Source organism: Nitrobacter sp., assembly GCF_051535215.1.
Classification (GTDB): domain Bacteria; phylum Pseudomonadota; class Alphaproteobacteria; order Rhizobiales; family Xanthobacteraceae; genus Nitrobacter.
Genome location: NZ_JBPPLY010000001.1, coordinates 327,129 through 341,308, shown reverse-complemented (window position 1 = coordinate 341,308; position 14,180 = coordinate 327,129). Strand labels below are relative to the sequence as shown.

Below are 14,180 nucleotides of genomic sequence, written 5' to 3'. Positions count from 1 at the left end.
CACATAGGTTCGGTTAGACATAACATCGTCAGATATGCAGCGATGCTGACGAAACCCTGACGAGAGTAAATCATTCAACTAACGGGAAAAATTTAGGGAAATCTCGCTCTTTTCCGGATGAGTTTCGAGCTGGCCTCCATGCGCGGCCATGATCCGCTTCACGATCGCGAGGCCAAGGCCAGCACCATCGTTGCTTGCATGGTCAGCGCGGCAGTGGCGTCGCGCCAACTCGCGAAGACGATCTGGTGTCAAGCCCGGCCCGTCGTCGGCAACACTCACGATTAAGCCAGGTCCCACGCGTACATGGATCGCGCCTCCAACCGGCGTCGCACGAACGGCATTCTCGACAAGATTACGCAGGGCCGCTGCGATTGCTTCACGCCGACCACGCACGGCCGCTCCTTCATCATCGATCTTGAGATCGATTGTCCGACCGGCCGTGATGACTGCTGGAGCGATGGAGCTGACGACATCCCTCGCGACGGCGACTAGGGGTACCTGCTCGAGCGCGATCTGTGCCGCATCGAATGCGTCAATCTGAGCAAGGAGCATCAACTGCTCGATGAGCCGCCGCATCGCCATCACATCTTCTTTCAACCGCGCGGCATCGACATCGTCGAACTGATCCAGCTCTAGCGCGAGAAGCGCGAGTGGCGTTCGCAGCTCATGCGCCACATCGGCGGCAAAAGCCTCCTGGCGAACCGCTGCTTCGTCGAGACGCTCAAGAAGATCGTTGACCGCATCCGTGAACGGAAGTGCTTCGGCGGGCAGTTCCGAGGTATCAATTCGAAACCCGCGTTCATGTCCGCGTGCGGCCGCAATTTTACGTGCGGCCGCTTCCAATGGGAGGAATGCCTGCCCAATGACCCTGGTTACAACGAAGGCAACTGGTCCCATTAAGATCGCGACCGGGAGAACAACATGCTCCAACGTCTCGCGGAACGCACGCGGATGGTCTGCGCTAACTCGAAAATCCGTGATCGAGAAATGGTAGAAGAAGACCACGGCAGCGAACAACAGGATGGTTCCAACGGCCCCGACGATAGTGAGGCCGCGCATCAACCGGCGTGAAATTGATCTCCGCTTCGTCACGTACCGTTATCCCTGAGCATGTAGCCGATCCCCCTAATAGTGTGGAGCGCGCCGGTCAGCCCCGCGTCCTCCAGCTTCCGGCGAAGCCTTGAAACGGCCGCTTCGACAGCGTTGGGAGTGACCGGCTCTCTGTAGCTGTAGAGGGCGTTTTCAATCACCTCCCGATGCACAACGGTGCCGGCGCGACGCATTAGCAGTTCGAGGAGATCGCTCTCGCGTCGGGAGAAATCCATTTCAGTCTCTCCGATCCGCGCTGTTCTACTTGCAACGTCAAGCTGAAGGCGTCCCGCTTCGATGGTGGTCGGGGTGCGAGGGCCGGGTCGGCGGAAAAGCGCCCGAAGACGAGCAGCGAGTTCCTCGATTTCGACCGGCTTGACCATGTAGTCGTCGGCGCCGGCATCCAGCCCGGTGACACGATCTTCAAGCCCTCCACGCGCGGTCAGCATGATCGCGGGCGGCATGTCCCGAGATTTCCGCCGCGCGATGAGCCACTCTTTGCCGTCGCCATCCGGCAGTCCCAGGTCGAGGATGATCGCATCATAGGTTGCGCCGTACATGGCGGTCTCCGCCTCACGGAGGCAAAGGGCGACATCGCAGGCGTAGCCCCGGCGCTGAAGGCCGCTCGCGATCAGTCGCCCGAGCCGATTATTGTCCTCAACGACCAGTACACGCATGTCAAAGTATCCCGGCTAAGCAGTCGACCCGAGGCATTTTTTGATTCCACCTGGAGTTCCGCGCCGAATTCGCCGCATGACACTGCTGCAACAAGCGAACAAAAGAAAGCGCCTGTTTAAACGGCGGTACCGAACAGCCGCCCAATACTTGCTGTGAGCCCCATCGCCAACGCGCCCCAGAACGTCACACGTAGCACAGATCGCATGATCGGAGCCCCTCCAGTCCGGGCGCCAAGCGCTCCGAGCATCGCCAGGCAAAGCAAAGAAACCGCGATCTCCAACGGGATAAGGAATGAAGCCGGCGCGATGGCGACCAGCACCAACGGCATGATTGCGCCTGCGCTGAACGTCAACGCTGACGTCAGCGCTGCTTGTAGGGGCCTTGCGGTCAAGACCTCGGAAATTCCCAATTCGTCGCGGGCATGCGCCCCTAGCGCGTCCTTCACCATGAGCTGATCCGCAACTTGTCGCGCAAGAGTCTGATCGAGGCCGCGCGCTATGTAGATGTTCTCCAGTTCATCACGCTCCGAAGCCGGTTGGTCGGCCAGCTCGCGTCTTTCCCTGGCAAGATCAGCGTTCTCGGTGTCGGATTGCGAGCTGACGGAGACATATTCTCCGGCGGCCATCGACATCGCGCCGGCGACTAGTGCTGCTGCACCCGCGACCAAAATGCCATTCCTACCCGCGCCTGAAGCGGCGACACCAACAATCAGGCTCGCAGTAGAAACGATGCCGTCATTGGCACCAAGAACCGCGGCCCGTAGCCAGCCGACCCGTGAGACAGTGTGACGTTCGGGATGAGGATGCAATCGGCTCATTCGGGACCTCGTATCAAAGAGAGCGCATTAGCCGCACATCCTGACAGAACGCTGACGTGATACCGCAGACCCTATCTGCGTGATGCGGATTAGAGCCGTCCTAAACGGCCATGTCCGACAATCTGCGTTGCTTCGATTTCCTGATTGGTGGCCCTCTCGCGCCTGTGGGTAAGCCGATAAAGCGCGGGTAGAACCAGAAGCGTGAGAATTGTCGAGGAAATGATGCCGCCGATCACCACGGTCGCGAATGGACGCTGTACCTCCGAGCCTGCGCCTACATTGAACGCCATCGGAATAAAACCCGAGGCTTGCAGCAAGAGCCGTGATCAGAACAGGCCGCAGACGAGCCAAGGCACCCTCCCGCGCGGCATCCTCCGCATCGAGGCCATTCTGACGCAGGTTGCTGATGAACGAAATCATCACGATCCGGAACCTCCCTGCACGACGCCCATATCGACGCCGACGTTGCCGATTCCTGAATGCCGACTGGCGATGCCGACCTTGTGGAGCTACCGTGCTCGGCGGCAGCTTTCGGCCCACGCATCCAAGTCGCTGACTGCGTATCTGACGTAGCGCCCAAACTTGTAGAACGCCGGCCCCGTTGCGAGGGATCGATAACATTCGAGCGTGTGGGTATCGAGCGCCAGATACTTCGCTGCCGCCTCGGTATCGACGAACCGCACAGGTCCCGCTTCATCGACAAAGGTCGCTCGCGATATCAAGTCCATTGATGGCCATCTCGCATGGCCGTTCTTCGCTTGGGTGTGTTTGGCATTCATCGTGCCCCCTCCCTCCCCGTGTGCCGGGCGGCACGTCGCGATTGGCACCGCTGCGGTGCCGGAAAGGTCGATAGTTTCCGACTTTGGTGCGAGATGTGTATCTGCCGTCTTCGAGACCGGCTGGTGGTGGCACTGTCAAAACGGCCTCGGGGGCCTGCGCTTCGGCTTCACACTCCACGTCCATGTCGATCGACCACTCCTCGACACGCTGTCCTTCACCGCCGATGACGTTTCGGCGGCGTGCTGCAACCACGTCGGCTGCCATTCGCACCGGGTCGTCTTCGTTATGGATGTAGCGCATGAACATGGCGACGGTCGTGTGAGCCGTGAGCGCCATCCCGACCTTCAGTGGAATGCCGGAGTTCGCGATATCGGTTGCAGCCCGATGGCAGATGCCATGCGTACCGACATGAGGGACGCCAGCCCTTGAGAGGATACGACGCCATGCGTTGTGATAGGTGTTGTCGGTCATCCGCGTTGATGAATCGAAAATCGAAGGGCAAACGAACGGAGATTTTCCGATGCGGGGAGTCGCGCTGAGCAGCCGATGAGCCTCTTCGCTCAGAGGCTTCGTCATCCCACCCGTCTTACTGTCTGGCCAAGTGACGCGCCGCTGTTCAAGATCTATCCACTCCTATTCGAGCGTGAGAATCTCGGACATGCGAGCCGCAAACTCAAACTGGAGCCGTATCGCGAGCGTGATGAAAGGATGCTCCAATCCTTCTTGGTCGGCACGATCGAGATACGTAAAGAGTTTGCGCAACGTAAGCGCGATTTTCGTTGCACGTTGTCGCCCGCATTTTGACGGATGGCCGTCCTATCGGGGCGATGCTTGCCCGTTCAGGCAGCGGCGGCTTTAGTGAAGCTGAAGGGCAACAGGTCGGTGATGTCGGCGTCGCCCGCACGTCGAGGTAATTCGGTGAGGACGTGGCGCAGCCATGCTAACGGCTCGACGCGCGAGGCGCGGCAGGTCAGCATCAGACTGTAGACGACGGCACTGGCCCTGGCGCCCTCGACGGTGTCGCTGAACAGCCAGCTTTTGCGGCCAGTGGCAAAAACCCTGATGTCGCGCTCCAGGAGATTGTTGTCGATCGGCATCCTGCCATCTTCGGTGTAACGCGTCAGATAGTCCCACTGGTTTCGAGTGTAGGACACGGCGTCGCCAAGTTTGCTGTCCGGCAAGACCTTCGGGGCGATTTGATCGAGCCATATCTTGAGGGTGTTCAGGACCGGAATGCTGTGTTGCCGGCGGAAGCGGCGAATGCAGTCGGCCTGTGTTTCACCCTTCTCCGGTTTCTCGTCCCGCGCCTGCCTTTCAACCCGGTAGAGCTGGTCGAAGAACCGCAGCGCCTGTTCCGGCGGCCCGCCGCCCTTCTTTCTAGCTTTGAGGGCATCGACAAAGCGTCGCCGGGAGTGGGCCATGCAGCCAATGTGGTGGCCCCTTCCAGCGTGCGCCATGCGGCATGCGGCATAGCCGTCACTCATCACGATGCCACGATAATCGCCGAGGAAGGCCTGCGGGTGGATCTGGCCGCGGCCCGGCTGATAATCCAGCAAAACGATCGGCTCGTGACTGTCCTTGCCGCTGCGATAGGCCCACATGTACGAGGTGCTGGTGGCCGCTTTGTCCTTCTCCTTGAGGACCTGAACCGTGGTCTCGTCGCCATGGATGAGAGGCTGCGATCTGAGCCGCAGCTTCAGAGCGTCGTAGATGCGATACAGATGCTTCTCGCTCGAGCCGATCACCCAGTGACCCAAAGCGCCGCGGCTGACAGGAACACCTGCGCGTTCAAAGGCCTGCGCCAGGCGGTAGAGCGGCGTGCCATCGACATATTTGTGAACCAGCGCGAACGCCAGCGTCGAGGCCGTCGCAACGCTGCCCGGCAACGGCTGCGTCGGCATCGGCGCGGTCACGACAGGGGCGTTGATCCCGGTGCGATCGCAATGGCGGCAGGCGTATTTGAAGCGCACATTCTGTAAAACCTTCGCCTTCACCTCGATATGAAGCTGCTCGGTGACAGTCTCGCCCATGCGATGCATCTGGCCACGGCAGCACGGACACGCCTTCTGATCGTCGGGCAGGTCATACTCGACGCGCTCGCGCGGCAGGTTCGCCGGCAGCGGCCTGCGGCCGCGCTTCTTCCCCGACACGCTTTCGACGGATGGCAAGCCCGTGTCCGGAAGTTCGGCGATAGCGTTCGTTGCACTGCCGGCGTCATCCTCATCGGCGGCCTGCTCGGCTTCATTGAAGAGACGGTCGACGTGCTTTTCGCTGCGCGGGGCAAGCCTCGCGTACTCCTCGACGTATTTCGTGCACAGCTCCTTCATCGTCGGAGCTGCGCGTGCCGCCGATTTTTCAGCACTCGGGTCTCGGCCCTGCCGAACCTCGGCAAGCCAGTCTTGTGCCAGCTTCCTGGCCTGCTCGACTGTTAGCTCTCCAAATCGACCCAAGGCGGGCTTGCGGCGAACGCCCGAGTTGGTCACGTATTGCAACATGAAGACCTTGCCGCCCGCCCGCGTGACTTTCAGCATGAACCCCGGTACGGTCGTATCGCGGAGTTCGTAGTCGCGGTCTTTCGGTGTTGCGGCGTCGGCCGCAGTTTTTGCGCGACTGCGCAAGAAAACCGATACAGCGCCCTCGCAGCGCCGCGCGCTCGTCCTCGGCGTGCCGTGTCATGCACTCGCCATCGATGGTAACCAGTCCGCCGTCTGGATCGTCGAGTCCGGCGATACACGCCATGAGAGTCGATTTGCCGCTCCCAGATGCTCCGACGAGAGCGACTGTTTCGCCGCGATCGACGCGGAGACTGGCGCCGCGCAAAGCCCGCACTTCGGTTTCGCCGACATGAAAGAAACGATACAGGTCGTCAGCCACCAGCAGGGTCATGTCACTTCCACCGAAACGACTTGCTCATCAACGTCCATTGATCGACATTGTCCGCGCCGGCTGGCGCCGAAAATGTGAGCTCAGCGAGCTTGCCGTTGCGCGACAGATAAAAGCGTTCGCTTTCAAGGCGGATCTGCCTGTTCGTGACCGGATTCGGGTCCGAATTCGACGTATAGACGACCTTCATCGCCGACCCTGCGGGCAGCTTCACCTGCTCGGTCCTCAGAATCTTGACCGCGCGCCCATTGTTTTCGAGATCGGCAATCTGCTGTGCGCGCAGAATGTCGATCGTAAGCGGCGATGTCGATGGTCGGATGGTGAGTTCGATACGGCCATACTTATCCGTAAAGATCGCACCTTCCTTCGTATCCGTCCGAGCCCACCCTTCCGGAACCTTCAAAGCCGCACCTTGCGTCGCCTCGAAAGTAACGAACTGCTGATTGTCAGGAATGTCCCCTGGCGGATTGATTTCCGGCGCGATGGCTTTTTCCTGCGCTGCGGCCGGAACGACGATCCCAATCGCCGGTGCGAGGATCAGCGCCAGTCCGATCGCGTGCAAGCGCCGTCTGGTTAGAAGCGAAGATGCCATGGAAAGCTCCTGTTTTGTCGTAACTCAACAAAGCCGATGCAGAAGCTCTAACAACGAAGAATGAGCACGAAATGAGCGCGCAGCTCAGTTTTTGCGTTTGCTTAGGAGGTCGAGGGGAAGGCTGTAGAGCTTCTCGGCCAGGTCCGTACCGAGGTCGCGCCAACGATTCAGCGAGGACCGGTTGACGCCATAGGCGGTCGCAAGACCGAGCACCGCAGCGCCGACGATGTCGAGCGGATAATGCGCACCCAGGTAGATGCGCGACCAGCCAACGGCGCAGGCAACCAGCAGCAACGCCAGCCAAACGCGCTTCAGCCAACCCGGTGGCGTCAGGAGCAGCGACCAGGCGAGCGTAAAGAGAACGATCGCGTGGTCGCTCGGAAACGAGCTGTCCGCCGCGTGATGCAAATAGTTGCGCGCCAGCCCGTCCATGAAAGGACGCGGATGAAAATAGACGGATGAAATCCCGGCGGCCAAAGCCAGCGCCAGAAGCGCACTAAGACCGGCTCCAACGGCAGCGCGCCGATCCTGCGTGTTGCCCAGCACCCAAAGCAGAATTAGCGCTGCCGGAGCTGTGAAAATCGCCCACTCGGCAAGTACGAGTGGAAGCAGAAGTGCGCCGCCGGAAACATCCGGCGACGCGACCATCCATTCCAGCAAAGACCGATTGAGAGTGTCGAGCATGGAACGAGACCGTGGAAAGAGTGCGACCAGCGAAACGCGCGAGCGCTACTTCATCTTGATGCCCGCCTTGCCCAACCCTCCGGCGACCGCCGCATGACAAGTCTTGTCGTCGTCCTTTTTGAGCGCGGCAACCGCTTTGACCTTCGCCTCGTCGAGAGCCGTTTTTGTGGTCGCGGTAAGATTCGGCGTCGTGAACGCGTGCTCGAGCTGCTTGAGATCGCTTTCGCAATCGGCCCGCGCAGCCGAGGTGGCGGCAATCCCGATCGCGGCGGTGAGCAAGGCGGCCTTCATCAAAAAATGTGTCATTGCAGTCTCCTGTCTGTTTGTGGGCCGTTGATTGCTTCGCTCGCGTGAGCGCCAGAGCTGGAGCGGCGCCGATCTTCAGCCCTGATCTGATGTTTATGCTTCTACGGATCGCTTCTCGCCGACGTTCGCGGGGATGCTTTCGATGCGATCGGCCTTGGTGACGGTCAGGAAGACGACCAACGCAAGAATGGCGCTGAGGAACAGCAGGCTGGTATTGACCGTGCCCCAACCCAGGCCGCCGGCAATGACGGGCTTGGCGAGGAAATCGCCCACCGATGCGCCGAGCGGGCGGGTCAGGATGTAGGCGATCCAGAACGCGAGCACCGCGTTCATACGGGCGAAACAATAGAGGCCATAGGTCGCCGCAATCATCGCGGCGAACACGATCGCCGCCGGACCGTATCCGAGGTTGAATCGCTCGGCCATGAGATCGCCAGCCGAGGTGCCGAGCGCGAAAGTAAACAGGATCGCGGCCCAGTAAAAGTATTCGCGCCGCCGCGTGACGATCGTGTGGATGGAGAGCGTCCGTTCGCTGAGATACCAGAGCGCGAAGACCGCAGCCAGAATGATCGCGAACGCGGTCGACGTGGTGACGAGGCTGATCCCCATGCCGTCGACGAGATTGTCGGAGATCAGTGTTCCCACGATGCTGATCAGGACAACGGTGAGCCAGTAGGGCGTGGGAATGTAGCGACTGGCGCGCAGCTGCACGACGAGGGCGGCGACGAAGGCGCCGGTCATGATCCACGACGTGACCGTGAGCCCCAACCCGAGCCGGGTGGAAAGTAAGTCGGCGGCGGTCTCGCCGACGGTCGTGGCAAGGACCTTGATGACCCAGAAATAGACGGTGACTTCCGGAACTTTGTTCAGCAGTGTCGAAACCTGCACATTTGAACTGTGTGGCATGATCTTCCTCCGATGTTGCCGCTGGTATCGATCGACACTGGCGCGCTTGCATAAAACCCGATGAAATCTTGCATGCCATCGGTAGCGGGTGCGACTTAGCAGTGAATGAGCGCTCGTCACTGATGGATGCGGGACTGGCGCGCGACTACAGCGGTGGGCCGGTCTATCGCCTTGGTCGGAGAACCGTCATCGGGAAAGCGACTGACGCATCACGAAACGGATCGACATGCTCGCGATGGGTTCGCGCCGTGACACCAGTCTAAATATCGATCGGGATGGACTGGCACAGCCGAGGTGAAATGATGACGTCGCACGTCAGGCACACTGTCTTTTGCTTGAAAGCGCGAATCGCACCCCGACTCGCCCGCATCCATCCAAGCGGCGAATGCGTGTGCATATCGGTCGTGCAAACACCTTTGGAGCAAACTGGATTAAGGGTCACTCTGGCCGCAGGCCTGCATGAATTCTCCGCCAAGCGAGAACCGCCAGACCAACAAGCAGGAAAGAAGCCACAGCCAAGGTGCCCACATGCTGGTGGAGCGCGACGAAAGACGCGCCTGCCGCGGCCGCAGGAACGATGTGCGAGATGGCCCACAACGCCGCGGAGATTATATTTGCAGTGTAGAAGCGCCGAGGATTCATGCCGGAGACCCCGGCGATGAGCGGCACGAATGCTCTTACGACGGGAGTAAAGCGCGCGATCGTGATCGACTTGCCGCCATGGCGCGCGAAGAACTCCTCCGAGCGTCGGATCGCCTCCGGATAGCGCGACATTGGCCACATCCGCAGCGCCTGCTCTTGATAGGAATGCCCCAGCCAGTACGCGGCGCCATCCCCCGCGATCGCTCCCAGGCAGGCGGAAAGGAGCACCGCCCAGACTGGCAACGATCCACCGCCCGCCATGGCTGAGATCGTCAGGATCGTCGCGGTGCCCGGAACCACAGCGCCGACGACCGGGAGCGACTCGGACAACGCCAGAATAAACACGAATCCGATGACGAGCAGCGGCTGCTGCGCGACAAGGTCCGCGGCCTGGTGCAGGAAGCTGCCAATAGAAGGAATCATGATACTTACGAGCCTAAGAGGTCAAAATAGTTGTTCGCGCGTATCGACACTTCGAGGCGCGAGACGCGCGGCCTGCCAGTATCTCCCGCCGCAGTTGGGCTGGAGTCTTTCGACGACGACAATTCACGAGCATGTACAAGACGCAGTGATCGCGTCATCGACCGAAATAACGATAGCGCTCTGAACTTAGGGACGAATGAGGGCTGTTTCTGATAGCGCTATACGTTGTTCGCTTGGGCGTCGCCTCATCGCGTTTGTTGGCCACACGGAAGACTTAGGACAAACTTAGAAGCCTCACCATGAATCGCATTTATTTTATCGATGGACGCCGTAGTTACGTCACCGAACGGGATCACTTGGGCTCATCTTGCAACTTGATCGAACACACGGAGACGGATCATGCGCATTTTTTCAGTGGCGGTGGCTTCACTTTGTCTGACAGCGACGATCGGTGTCTCCGCCGCCCATGCCGACGACGATGGTTGGCGACGACATGAATGGCGCGAGCATCATTGGCGGGGCGAGCATCGCTATCGCCATCATTCGGCCGAGCCGGGTCAGATTTATGTGGAGCGGCCACGCGTCTACTACGCACCCCCGCCGGTCTATTACGAGCCGCTCCCGAGGGCATTCGGCTTCGCCATCGGTCATGAAGATGACGACGATGAGGAGTAGAAGCCTGGAACGTCAATCCTTCTCGCTGGCGCGTCCAATAGAATCGTCGGCATGGAAGGGACCTCGGGAATACGCGGGCGCGTATAGCGTCCGTATTAACGGTCGGCGCGCCGCGTGCGCCCGATTTTCAGCCTTCGATGAAATATCGAGGCGCGGTGCTTTGGCACCACGCCTTTCTAGTTGAATCTGTCCTAACCGAAATGCACGCCAATCCGTGTCGCCTTACGCCAGGCGACACGGCAAGGTTTCTGGACGTGGTCAACCGCAATGATCAGCGTGAAGTGATCGGGAATCCCCACCGAGCTGACGACATCAAGAGCCGCGCCGGTCTCAGACAGATTGCGAACAGTGCAGTCGACGACTGCCCCACTAAACGCAATTTTGCCGGCTTTCAGAACACGGTGTCGCGTTGATTTGCGCTTCTCGTCCATCGGAAACCTGCCCTGTCGGCGGCACAATGCGGGGCATCTCCAGGTTGTCACCCCATGATCGAGGTGAAGATGCCTTGCCACCCGCAAGCCGGAAAATCGTTCTGGGTGTGACGATCCATCTTGCGCACCCGAACTTAGCCGGGACTTAGCGCGGATCATGGGCAGCGAGCGTCTGTCGCTGAACGCTGCCCGGCCGCCGCCGGTACGGGTTATTCGTAGTGGGTTGTCGGTTCAGAACGTGAACAAAATCGCCGTATACCAGGAATACTGATTTGCGGTCCGTGCGTTCTGAATGCCCTTCGCGGCGTAGCCGAGAAGATGGATATTGTCATTCAGATCGTATTTCGCACCGATGCCGAGGCTTGTCGTTGCCGGGTTTCCGATACCGTCGGCGGTTTGGTGGAAAAGTTCGATGCCGAGTTGTAATGTCGGCGCGATCTGCCGCGTCACGGTGCCGCCATAGAGGCAGAAATCATGCGAACGCCCGGCGGCACTGATCTGGCAACCGCCGCCTCCGAAGGCCGACCATTTGCCCCAGTCCTTCTGCACCCAGATCGGCAACAGAACAGACGCCTGGCGATCGCCGACCGATCGGGAACCGCTTGGCAGAAAGACGCGCGGAAACACGGCGACGTCAAACACAAATGTATCTTGATGGAGGATCCGGTACTTTGCCGCGAGTTCGATGTTGCTGAGGCCGAAGGCAACCGGCCCGTTCGAAGGAAAATCGAAGCCGACGGGCAGCGTTGCTGTGAGTTGCAAGTTGGGGCCGCGCCGTAGTTGAAGTCGATGCCGCTCGCTCCCGCAAGATCACCCTTTGAACGGGCTCCCTTGTTGAAAGTGTAGATTTCATAGTGGCGATACTCGGTCGGCTCTGGATCGTCGGATTGATAGGGCGGCCCGGCTATCGCCGGAGCGAGACACGTGACCGTCAGCCCCGCAGCGAGGGCGGCGGAACTGATCCGCCGCCCCATGTGTCTTCTTGGAGCTCTCCTCACAATGTCCGCAGACGCCCATCTTGTGTCGGTGCGAGGCAGCATATCGTTTCGTCCATGGTCATGCCGGGTGCCGGCCGGCGCGCTGAGGCAACAGCAAGATGAGGCCAATGATGATTGCCGCCAGCATTGCCGAAGCAAGCGGCCTGCTCAAGTCGAGACCGCCGTGGCTGATCGGTTTATCGAGGAAGTCACCTACGGTCGCCCCGAGCGGTCGCGTTAAAATAAAGGCCGCCCAGAACAAGAGCACGCGCGATACGTTCGTCCAGTAATAGAGCGCGGCGGTGACGGCCAGTGCCGCACCGAAAACGAGCGCGCCGCCCTGATAGCCGAGCCCGCCAGTATCAGCGAGCCAATCGCCGAGGGCAGTGCCGAGCGTCTGGGAAAAGGTGATCGTCACCCAATAGAAGATTTCGACTTTTGGCGTTGCGACGGTCATGACGTCCACGGAGCCCATGGCAAAATACCAGATCGCAAGAGAAGCTAGGACGAGACAAAAGAGGATCGACGCACCACCGGTGTAACCGATCCCCAAGGAGCGATCGAAGAAATCCGCCATGGCCGTGCCGACGGTCGTCGACGCCACGATGGCGATCCAGTAGACCCAGGCGTTGAATTTCTTCGTGGAGATCTGAGCCGCAACTGCGGCAATGAAGATGGCAAGGAATATTCCGGTGCCGATCAGATATCCGCCGTTGTGTGCATTCTTGTCAGCGTGGAAAACAGTCATTGTGAGCGCATCGCCGCCGGTTTCCCCGAGCGTCGTCGCAAGAATTTTGATGATCCAGAACCCGAGTGTGACTGCGGGGACCTTGTTCAAGCTTTCAGAGAGTTCAGTTTTCATGAGAGATGCCTCAATTGGTATCGTTGTTTCCAAACACGCGCGCGTCGTCTCAGCTTGGTCCGTTACACTCGATTCATAACAGCGACGAGACGGTTGATGGCGCTTCGGCAGGTTTCCTGGACCGGACTCGGTTCAGGCCACTAAGGTCTATGTCGGATAACTCCGCCGAATTAGGGAAAACTTAGATGCTGAGCGATGGATCAAGAAATTGAAGCCATCGGCGCTAAGGCGTCGCTAATTGTTCGATGGACTTATATGAAACCATTTCCGAACGCTGAGGCGGAGACCATCCCCGAAGCGACAGGAGTGCAGCTGAAACAAGCCGATTTGGTTTCACGATTGGCCGAGAGACGTTCCAGCGCACCGTCGGCACGGAGTATTTCATGCTCGTTCTTGTGGTTGGCGATCGCATGATTGGGGAGGCTACGATGCAGGCTCTCAGGGAGGCAACATATGTGGTGGATTGGGTCACGGACGGTCAAACCGCGATCGAAGCCGCGCGTGCAAAAGCCTACGATCTTGCGTTGCTCGGCCTGGGACTATCAGCTGCGAAGGGTACCGAGGTGCTGCGCGAATTCCGGAAATTGAACGCTCAGTTGCCTGTCATCGTCGTGACCACGCGTGACGGGGTTGACGATCGAATCCACGCGCTCGATCTCGGCGCCGCCGATTGCCTCGTCATGCCTTTCGACATCCGAGAACTCCTGGCGCGCATGCGGGCCATCCTGCGACACAAGGGCAACGGCAATCCACTAATCTTGACCAATGGCCTGATAAGCCTGAACCCGGCAACTCACGAAGTCGTTCACAACGGCGCCAGGGTATACCTGACGGCACGCGAGTCCGCTCTTCTTCAGGCTCTCATGCTCCGTCCAGGAGCAATTTTGTCGCGCACCGACCTTGAACGACACATCTACGGCTGGAATGAGAGGATCGCGAGTAACGCCGTCGAGTTCTTGATCCACGCGATCCGCAGGAAGCTCGGAACATCGTCTATTCGCAACGTAAGAGGTCTCGGCTGGATGGTCGATAGAATATGACCATTCCTTGTTGCGCGGGCGGATTTAAGAGCCACCTGTCGCCATCGTTAGAGCGACGCTTGCGACGGGTGAGCGCCTCCGCAAATGAGCGTCGATGAGGCGATCTCGCGACGCGCGCACCGCAGGTGCGGACAAACCAATGACCCCTGCCTGATTTTGCCAGTGATGGGATCGGCATCGCCGTTTACGCAGAGCCATGGGCAATTACTCCATGCGTCAACGCTATCGTATGCGCTCCTGAAATCTTCGGCGAACATACCGCTCAATCCTGGTCGGCGGAGTCTATCGAAAATCGTTCGGCGGAGCCCTGCACTAATTCGGAGCTAAATTTCGAGGGACATCAGTGACCGATCTGTTGAGGCGATTATCGCTCGAGGCCGGCGATACATGTGATG

General features: G+C 59.5%; 16 protein-coding genes and 2 pseudogenes. 3 read left to right on the top strand and 15 right to left on the bottom strand.

Annotated features, from left to right (window positions below; all coding sequences use genetic code 11):
* Nucleotides 1–78: 78 nt before the first annotated feature.
* The 5 genes and pseudogenes from ACS3WB_RS01575 to ACS3WB_RS01555 all read right to left on the bottom strand — a co-directional run bounded on the left by ACS3WB_RS01575 (nt 79) and on the right by ACS3WB_RS01555 (nt 3,940).
* On the bottom strand, nt 79–1,092 hold the full coding sequence (locus tag ACS3WB_RS01575; RefSeq protein ID WP_438273828.1) for a sensor histidine kinase: 1,014 nt from the start codon (nt 1,090–1,092) through the stop codon (nt 79–81).
* The gene (locus tag ACS3WB_RS01570; RefSeq protein ID WP_438273827.1) at nt 1,089–1,766 is read right to left on the bottom strand and encodes a winged helix-turn-helix domain-containing protein; all 678 of its coding nucleotides are present in this window, start codon (nt 1,764–1,766) and stop codon (nt 1,089–1,091) included. The genes ACS3WB_RS01575 and ACS3WB_RS01570 overlap by 4 nt, the downstream gene beginning before the upstream one ends.
* Before the next feature lie 116 nt (nt 1,767–1,882).
* Complete coding sequence (locus ACS3WB_RS01565; protein ID WP_438273826.1) at nt 1,883–2,584, bottom strand: VIT1/CCC1 transporter family protein; 702 nt, start codon at nt 2,582–2,584, stop codon at nt 1,883–1,885.
* A gap of 89 nt (nt 2,585–2,673) precedes the next feature.
* Nucleotides 2,674–3,010 (bottom strand): annotated as a pseudogene (locus ACS3WB_RS01560) (efflux RND transporter permease subunit); the annotation flags it as partial.
* Between the two features lie 267 nt (nt 3,011–3,277).
* The gene (locus ACS3WB_RS01555) at nt 3,278–3,940 is read right to left on the bottom strand and encodes a tyrosine-type recombinase/integrase (RefSeq protein ID WP_438273825.1); all 663 of its coding nucleotides are present in this window, start codon (nt 3,938–3,940) and stop codon (nt 3,278–3,280) included.
* Here ACS3WB_RS01555 and ACS3WB_RS01550 point away from each other — a divergent pair.
* Nucleotides 3,911–4,168: a hypothetical protein gene (locus ACS3WB_RS01550; RefSeq protein ID WP_438274029.1), complete on the top strand. Its 258-nt coding sequence runs from the start codon at nt 3,911–3,913 to the stop codon at nt 4,166–4,168. The genes ACS3WB_RS01555 and ACS3WB_RS01550 overlap by 30 nt on opposite strands.
* A 35-nt stretch (nt 4,169–4,203) precedes the next feature.
* On the opposite strand, the gene tnpC is transcribed toward ACS3WB_RS01550, so the two are convergent.
* From tnpC to ACS3WB_RS01515, 7 genes and pseudogenes are all read right to left on the bottom strand, one after another.
* Nucleotides 4,204–5,982, bottom strand: coding sequence for an IS66 family transposase (tnpC, locus tag ACS3WB_RS01545; protein ID WP_438273824.1), 1,779 nt, complete (start codon nt 5,980–5,982; stop codon nt 4,204–4,206).
* Nucleotides 5,972–6,250 (bottom strand): annotated as a pseudogene (locus ACS3WB_RS01540) (ATP-binding cassette domain-containing protein); the annotation flags it as partial. The pseudogene ACS3WB_RS01540 and the gene tnpC, both read right to left, overlap by 11 nt.
* A 1-nt stretch (nt 6,251) precedes the next feature.
* Entirely contained in the window at nt 6,252–6,839 is a 588-nt protein-coding gene (locus ACS3WB_RS01535) for a hypothetical protein (RefSeq protein ID WP_438273823.1), read from the bottom strand.
* An 84-nt stretch (nt 6,840–6,923) separates the two neighbouring features.
* Nucleotides 6,924–7,523 carry an undecaprenyl-diphosphatase gene (locus ACS3WB_RS01530; protein WP_438273822.1) on the bottom strand — a complete coding sequence of 200 codons (600 nt, stop codon included), beginning with the start codon at nt 7,521–7,523 and terminating at the stop codon, nt 6,924–6,926.
* A gap of 45 nt (nt 7,524–7,568) precedes the next feature.
* Nucleotides 7,569–7,829: a hypothetical protein gene (locus tag ACS3WB_RS01525; protein ID WP_438273821.1), complete on the bottom strand. Its 261-nt coding sequence runs from the start codon at nt 7,827–7,829 to the stop codon at nt 7,569–7,571.
* 93 nt (nt 7,830–7,922) lie between these two features.
* Nucleotides 7,923–8,735: a COG4705 family protein gene (locus ACS3WB_RS01520; protein WP_438273820.1), complete on the bottom strand. Its 813-nt coding sequence runs from the start codon at nt 8,733–8,735 to the stop codon at nt 7,923–7,925.
* Nucleotides 8,736–9,173: 438 nt separating this feature from the next.
* Nucleotides 9,174–9,800: a DedA family protein gene (locus tag ACS3WB_RS01515; RefSeq protein ID WP_438273819.1), complete on the bottom strand. Its 627-nt coding sequence runs from the start codon at nt 9,798–9,800 to the stop codon at nt 9,174–9,176.
* Nucleotides 9,801–10,199: 399 nt separating this feature from the next.
* Here ACS3WB_RS01515 and ACS3WB_RS01510 point away from each other — a divergent pair, with 399 nt between their 5' ends.
* Nucleotides 10,200–10,475, top strand: coding sequence for a hypothetical protein (locus tag ACS3WB_RS01510; RefSeq protein WP_438273818.1), 276 nt, complete (start codon nt 10,200–10,202; stop codon nt 10,473–10,475).
* Nucleotides 10,476–10,666: 191 nt separating this feature from the next.
* On the opposite strand, the gene ACS3WB_RS01505 is transcribed toward ACS3WB_RS01510, so the two are convergent.
* The 3 genes from ACS3WB_RS01505 to ACS3WB_RS01495 all read right to left on the bottom strand — a co-directional run bounded on the left by ACS3WB_RS01505 (nt 10,667) and on the right by ACS3WB_RS01495 (nt 12,745).
* A complete protein-coding gene (locus tag ACS3WB_RS01505; protein ID WP_009337906.1) occupies nt 10,667–10,906 on the bottom strand; it encodes a PilZ domain-containing protein in 240 nt (79 codons plus the stop codon).
* A gap of 231 nt (nt 10,907–11,137) precedes the next feature.
* Nucleotides 11,138–11,668, bottom strand: coding sequence for a transporter (locus tag ACS3WB_RS01500; protein WP_438273817.1), 531 nt, complete (start codon nt 11,666–11,668; stop codon nt 11,138–11,140).
* Nucleotides 11,669–11,962: 294 nt separating this feature from the next.
* Nucleotides 11,963–12,745, bottom strand: a complete 783-nt coding sequence (locus ACS3WB_RS01495) for a COG4705 family protein (RefSeq protein ID WP_438273816.1) — start codon at nt 12,743–12,745, stop codon at nt 11,963–11,965.
* Nucleotides 12,746–13,128: 383 nt separating this feature from the next.
* On the opposite strand from ACS3WB_RS01495, the gene ACS3WB_RS01490 reads away from it, so the two are divergent.
* The gene (locus ACS3WB_RS01490; protein ID WP_438273815.1) at nt 13,129–13,785 is read left to right on the top strand and encodes a response regulator transcription factor; all 657 of its coding nucleotides are present in this window, start codon (nt 13,129–13,131) and stop codon (nt 13,783–13,785) included.
* The last annotated feature ends 395 nt before the right edge of the window (nt 13,786–14,180 follow it).

Excerpts from the sequence above, each read along its gene's own strand:
- ACS3WB_RS01535 (WP_438273823.1), bottom strand. The coding sequence starts at position 6,839 with ATGGCATCTTCGCTTCTAACCAGACGGCGCTTGCACGCGATCGGACTG.
- ACS3WB_RS01530 (WP_438273822.1), bottom strand. The coding sequence starts at position 7,523 with ATGCTCGACACTCTCAATCGGTCTTTGCTGGAATGGATGGTCGCGTCG.
- ACS3WB_RS01495 (WP_438273816.1), bottom strand. The coding sequence starts at position 12,745 with ATGAAAACTGAACTCTCTGAAAGCTTGAACAAGGTCCCCGCAGTCACA.
- ACS3WB_RS01525 (WP_438273821.1), bottom strand. The coding sequence starts at position 7,829 with ATGACACATTTTTTGATGAAGGCCGCCTTGCTCACCGCCGCGATCGGG.
- ACS3WB_RS01520 (WP_438273820.1), bottom strand. The coding sequence starts at position 8,735 with ATGCCACACAGTTCAAATGTGCAGGTTTCGACACTGCTGAACAAAGTT.
- ACS3WB_RS01570 (WP_438273827.1), bottom strand. The coding sequence starts at position 1,766 with ATGCGTGTACTGGTCGTTGAGGACAATAATCGGCTCGGGCGACTGATC.
- ACS3WB_RS01490 (WP_438273815.1), top strand. The coding sequence starts at position 13,129 with ATGCTCGTTCTTGTGGTTGGCGATCGCATGATTGGGGAGGCTACGATG.
- ACS3WB_RS01555 (WP_438273825.1), bottom strand. The coding sequence starts at position 3,940 with ATGACGAAGCCTCTGAGCGAAGAGGCTCATCGGCTGCTCAGCGCGACT.
- ACS3WB_RS01510 (WP_438273818.1), top strand. The coding sequence starts at position 10,200 with ATGCGCATTTTTTCAGTGGCGGTGGCTTCACTTTGTCTGACAGCGACG.
- ACS3WB_RS01565 (WP_438273826.1), bottom strand. The coding sequence starts at position 2,584 with ATGAGCCGATTGCATCCTCATCCCGAACGTCACACTGTCTCACGGGTC.
- ACS3WB_RS01505 (WP_009337906.1), bottom strand. The coding sequence starts at position 10,906 with ATGGACGAGAAGCGCAAATCAACGCGACACCGTGTTCTGAAAGCCGGC.
- ACS3WB_RS01515 (WP_438273819.1), bottom strand. The coding sequence starts at position 9,800 with ATGATTCCTTCTATTGGCAGCTTCCTGCACCAGGCCGCGGACCTTGTC.
- ACS3WB_RS01550 (WP_438274029.1), top strand. The coding sequence starts at position 3,911 with ATGAGCCTCTTCGCTCAGAGGCTTCGTCATCCCACCCGTCTTACTGTC.